We start from the raw sequence: 4,901 nt of genomic DNA, 5'->3' as shown, positions 1-4,901 counted from the left end.
GCGCGGGCCTCCCCCCGAGGAGGTCCGCGCGGCCCGTCGGCGTCGCGCCCCGGTGCCGCCGCCCGACGACGGCGGCCCGGTGGCGGCTCAGTCCGGCCGCCCCGCGCGCGGCGGCCCGCTCTCGGCCCAGCGCTTCAGCAGGGCGGCCGCCGCGCCCGAGTCGACCGCCTCGGCGGCCCGGGGCAGCGCGGCCGCCAGCCGCTCGACGACCGGCTGTTCGGAGGGCGTCAGCGCCACCAGGCCGGCTGCCGCGGACAGCAGGACGGCGTCGCGGACGGGGCCCTGCTCGCCGTCCAGGACGGCGTGGACCACGCCCGCGTTGTGGGCGGCGTCGCCGCCGCGCAGCGCGTCCGGGGCCGCCGTGGCGATCCCGAGTTCGCGCGGGTCGAGCCGCTCCTGCACGAACCGGCCGGTGGTCGCCGTCCAGACCGTCGAGGTGGTGGAGACGGACAGTTCGTCGAGGCCGTCGTCGCCCCGGAAGACCAGCGCGTCCACGCCCTGGCGGGCGAACACGGCGGCGATCAGCGGGCCCAGCCGGGGATCGGCGACGCCGACCGCCATGGCCGTGGGCGAGGCCGGGTTGGTCAGCGGGCCCAGCGCGTTGAACGCCGTCGGCACGCCCAACTCCTTGCGGGCGACGGCCGCGTGGCGGAACGCCGGGTGGAAGGCGGGGGCGAAGCAGAAGCCGATCCCGACCTCGCGCACCGAGCGGGCCACCTCCTCGGCCGAGAGCTCCAGCGCGATGCCGAGCCGCTCCAGCACGTCCGCCGAGCCGGAGGCGGAGGAGGCCGAGCGGTTGCCGTGCTTGACCACCCGGGCCCCGGCGGCGGCCGCCACGATCGCGGCCATGGTGGACACGTTCACGGTCTTCGCGCCGTCCCCGCCGGTGCCGACGATGTCCAGCGTCGGCCCCGGCACGTCGACCCGCACCGTGTGCTCGCGCGCGGCCCGGACCAGCCCGTCGACCTCCTCGGCGGTCTCGCCCTTGGCCCGCAGCGCCACCAGGAACCCGGCCAGCTGCGCCGGCGCCGCCTCGCCGCGCATCACCCGGTCCATCGCCCAGGCGGTGTCGGCGGTGCTCAGGTCCGTCCCGCCGATCAGCGCCGCGAGCAGCTGCGGCCAGCTGCGCGATTCACCATTCCCTGTCACTGGTCACCCATTCCGCTCGTCGATTCCGATGTGCGTGCGGTCAGCGCCCGGCGCCGACCGCGAGGAAGTTCTCCAGCAGCTGCATGCCGCCGGTGGTGGTGATGCTCTCGGGGTGGAACTGCACCGACTCGATGGGCAGGCTGCGGTGCCGCATGCCCATGACGTAGCCGTCGTCGTCGGCGGTCGCGGTGAGTTCCAGGTCCTCGGGCAGCGGCTGGGTGACGATCAGGGAGTGGTACCTGGTCGCGGTGAGGCTGTTGCCGAGGCCGGCGAACAGGCCGCGCCCGTCGTGCGTCACGGTGCTGGTGCGTCCGTGCATCAGCCGGTCGGCGACCTGGACCCGCCCGCCGAACGCCAGGCCGATCGCCTGGTGGCCCAGGCACACGCCGAGCAGCGGGACCTTCCCGGCGAAGTGGTGGACGAGCTCGACGTGGCCGGAGGCCGCCGGGTGCCCGGGGCCGGGGCCGAGCACGACCGCGTCGGGCGCGGTCGCGGCCAGCTGTTCGGGGGTGCGGGTGTGCGAGCGGACCACCTCGGTGTCCGCGCCGAGCGCCCGCAGGTACTGGTCGATGATGTGGACGAAGCTGTCCCGCGCGTCCACCAGCAGAACCTTCACGCCGTCAACTCCTCACCCGTCAGCGCCCAGTAGGCGGCACCCAGCTTCGCCAGCGTCTCGTTCCACTCGCCCTCGGGGGTCGAGTCGGCGACGATCCCCGCGGAACTCTGCACGGAGTACACCGCGCCGTCGTGCGCGATCGTGCGGATGCACAGCGCCAGTTCGCTCCAGCCGCCGACGTCGATCAGGCCGACGGCGCCGGCGTAGGCCCCGCGTGGCTCCCGCTCGATCTCGTGGATGATCTCCATGGCGCGCAGCTTGGGCGCGCCGGTCATGGTGCCGGCCGGGAAGGTCGCGCACAGCGACCGCCACACGTCGGCGTCCTCCTCCAGCTCGGCGCTGACCGTGGACACCAGGTGGAAGACGTGCGAGAAGGTCTCCACCACCATCAGGTCGTCGGCCGTCAGGGTGTGCGGCTTGCAGACCCGGCTGATGTCGTTGCGGGAGAGGTCGACGAGCATGACGTGCTCGGCCTGCTCCTTGGTGCTCGCCAGCAGGGCCTTGATCCGCCGCTCGTTCTCCTCCTCGTCCTGGTCGCGACGGGTGGTGCCGGCGATCGGGCGCATCACGATCCGGCCGTCCTCGATCCGGAACAGCAGCTCGGGGCTGGCGCCGATCAGCGTGCCCTCGCCGTTCGGGAGCAGGTACATGTGCGGGGAGGGGTTGCGCGAGCGCAGCCGCCGGTAGACCTCGACCGGCGTCAGCGCGGTGCGGACGTCGATCCGGTGGCCGACCTGGATCTGGTAGATGTCGCCGACCCCGATGTGCTCCAGGCAGCGCCGGACCCAGCCGTGGAAGGTGTCGCGGTCCACGCTGTCGTGCACGGACTGCGGGCGGGCGGCCGGCGGGCACGCGGCCTGCGGTTCCTGCCCGGCCGCCTCCCGGGCCGCGCCCGCGAGGTCGTGCCGGCCGTGCTCGCCGAAGGCCGGGCTGTCGGCGGTCCGCAGGACCGGCGCGCCGTCGGTGCCGTAGTGCACGCTGTCGCGGAACAGTGTCAGCACGGCGTCCGGGCGGGCCGGCGGCAGCGCCCGGGCCGGCAGGTCCTCCATGTGCCAGGCCGCGTCGTAGCCGAACCGGGCCAGGAAGCCGAAGTGGAAGCGGTCGCCGGGCAGGCCAGGCTCCAGGCCGAACAGGCCCTGCGCGCGCCGCAGGAACTCCCAGACGCGGGCCGGGTCGGGGGCCTCCAGCCGCCCGGGGGCGTCCGCGGCGGGGGTGAGGCCCGCCGCCTCGGCGGTCGCCCGCAGCACCGGGGCGAGCTCCGCGATCCCGTCGATCTCCAGGTACGAGCCGTACAGCCGGATCTCGGCGAGCGGACCGCAGCCGAGCACCGCGGGCCCGCCCTGCCGGCCGGACTCGGTCAGGCTCTCCAGCAGGTACACCTGCTCCGCGCCGAGCCGGTCGCCCAGCCGCGTGTACAGCTCCAGCGGGTCGTGCGGCGGCAGCGGCGCGGTGCCGAGCCGGACGGCGAACGGAGGGTGCGATGGCGCGTCTGGCATCGGAATCCTCATCGTGAATGGCCGGCTGGGTACGGCCGGTGAACGAATGGCCCCCAGTCAATCCGTTCGTCCCGGAAGGCGGTCAGACCAGTTCTCCGGTGTGGGAGCAGGCCAATTCGCGGACGCTTGACCTTCTTTCCGCAGCCGGGCTGCAATGAGCGGGCCAGCGATTTCCGTTCCCATCCGAGGGCCGTGATGAATCGAATTCCGCAGACCGGAGCACCTGCCGCCTGGCGTTCCCTGCCGGCGGCCCAGCAACCGCAGTGGCCGGACCAGGCGGCGCTGCGCGAGGTGGTCGCCGACCTGTCGGCCGCCCCGCCCCTGGTCCTCGCCGAGGAGTGCGACCGGCTGACCGACCGGATGGCCGCCGTCGCCGCCGGCGAGGCCTTCGTCCTCCAGGGCGGCGACTGCGCCGAGACCTTCGGCGGCCTCACCGCGGACGCGGTCACCGCCAAGCTGCGCACCCTGCTGCAGATGGCGGTGGTGCTGACCTACGCGAGCGGCGTCCCGGTCGTGAAGATCGGCCGGCTGGCCGGGCAGTACGCCAAGCCCCGCTCCCAGCCGGACGAGACCCGCGACGGCCTCAGCCTGCCCTCCTACCGGGGCGACGCGGTCAACGGCCCGGAGTTCACCGAGGCGGCCCGCCGCCCGGACCCGGCGCGGCTGCGGCGGATGTACGAGGCGTCGGCGGTCACCCTCAACCTGGTCCGCGGCTTCGCGGCCGGCGGCAGCGCCTCCCTCTACCAGGCCCACCAGTGGAACCGCGGCTTCCTGGAGGACTCCGCCGAGGCCCGCCGCTACGAGGAACTGGCCGACGGCGTGGACCGCGCCCTGCGCTTCCTGCAAGCCTGCGGCTGCGACCCGGCCGGGCTGCTGGAGGCCGAGTTCTTCGCCAGCCACGAGGGACTGCTGCTGGACTACGAGCAGCCCCTCACCCGCACCGACCCGCGCACCGGGGCGCACTACGCCACCAGCGGGCACCTGCTCTGGGTCGGCGAGCGGACCAGGGGCCTGGACGACGCGCACATCGCCTACTTCGCCGGGATCCACAACCCGATCGCCGTCAAGCTCGGCCCCACGACCACCGCGGACGAGGTCCTCGGCTACGTCGACCGCCTCGACCCCGACCGCCGGCCCGGCCGGCTGACCTTCGTGGTGCGGATGGGCGCGGGCCGGGTGCGCGAACTGCTGCCGCCGCTGGTGGAGAAGGTCACGGCGGAGGGCGCCCGGGTCGCCTGGATCTGCGACCCGATGCACGGCAACACCGTCCAGACCGACGACGGCCGCAAGACCCGCCGCTTCGACGACATCCTGGGCGAGGTCGCCGGCTTCTTCGAGGTGCACCGGGAGCTGGGCACGCACGCCGGCGGCATCCACGTCGAGCTCACCGGCGACGACGTCACGGAGTGCCTCGGCGGCGGCGACCAGGTCCGCGCCGAGGACCTGCACCAGCGCTACGAGACGGCCTGCGACCCGCGGCTGAACCACCGCCAGTCCCTCGATCTCGCCTTCCGGGTCGCGGAGCTGATGAAGGCCTGAAACCGCCCCGGGCGACGGGTTGGCGGGCGGGGGGGGGGCCCCGCGCCCCACCCCCCAGGAGGGGGCGCGTTTTTGGGGGGGGACCCCGGGGGGGGGCGGCC

Annotated in this window: 4 protein-coding genes; 1 reads left to right on the top strand and 3 read right to left on the bottom strand. The window is 74.6% G+C overall.

Features of this window, described 5'->3' with window-relative positions:
- Positions 1-87 precede the first annotated feature (87 nt).
- Genes trpD through ACFV61_RS29680 form a run of 3 tightly spaced genes read right to left on the bottom strand, consistent with a single transcriptional unit; the run spans position 88 to position 3,261 of the window.
- Entirely contained in the window at positions 88-1,149 is a 1,062-nt protein-coding gene (gene trpD / locus ACFV61_RS29690) for an anthranilate phosphoribosyltransferase (protein ID WP_380494950.1), read from the bottom strand.
- A 40-nt stretch (positions 1,150-1,189) separates the two neighbouring features.
- Positions 1,190-1,765 carry an aminodeoxychorismate/anthranilate synthase component II gene (locus ACFV61_RS29685; RefSeq protein ID WP_063349726.1) on the bottom strand — a complete coding sequence of 192 codons (576 nt, stop codon included), beginning with the start codon at positions 1,763-1,765 and terminating at the stop codon, positions 1,190-1,192.
- The gene (locus ACFV61_RS29680; protein ID WP_380345904.1) at positions 1,762-3,261 is read right to left on the bottom strand and encodes an anthranilate synthase component I family protein; all 1,500 of its coding nucleotides are present in this window, start codon (positions 3,259-3,261) and stop codon (positions 1,762-1,764) included. The genes ACFV61_RS29685 and ACFV61_RS29680 overlap by 4 nt, the downstream gene beginning before the upstream one ends.
- Before the next feature lie 195 nt (positions 3,262-3,456).
- Between ACFV61_RS29680 and ACFV61_RS29675 the strand changes: the two genes are divergently transcribed.
- The gene (locus tag ACFV61_RS29675; RefSeq protein ID WP_063351485.1) at positions 3,457-4,800 is read left to right on the top strand and encodes a class II 3-deoxy-7-phosphoheptulonate synthase; all 1,344 of its coding nucleotides are present in this window, start codon (positions 3,457-3,459) and stop codon (positions 4,798-4,800) included.
- Positions 4,801-4,901: the final 101 nt, after the last annotated feature.

Source organism: Kitasatospora sp. NPDC059817, from assembly GCF_042731835.1.
Taxonomy (GTDB): domain Bacteria; phylum Actinomycetota; class Actinomycetes; order Streptomycetales; family Streptomycetaceae; genus Kitasatospora.
This window is presented reverse-complemented; position numbering and strand designations above follow the sequence as displayed.

Bases quoted from the DNA above. Each gene is read 5' to 3' on its own strand.
- ACFV61_RS29680 (WP_380345904.1), bottom strand. From the start codon at position 3,261: ATGCCAGACGCGCCATCGCACCCTCCGTTCGCCGTCCGGCTCGGCACC.
- ACFV61_RS29675 (WP_063351485.1), top strand. From the start codon at position 3,457: ATGAATCGAATTCCGCAGACCGGAGCACCTGCCGCCTGGCGTTCCCTG.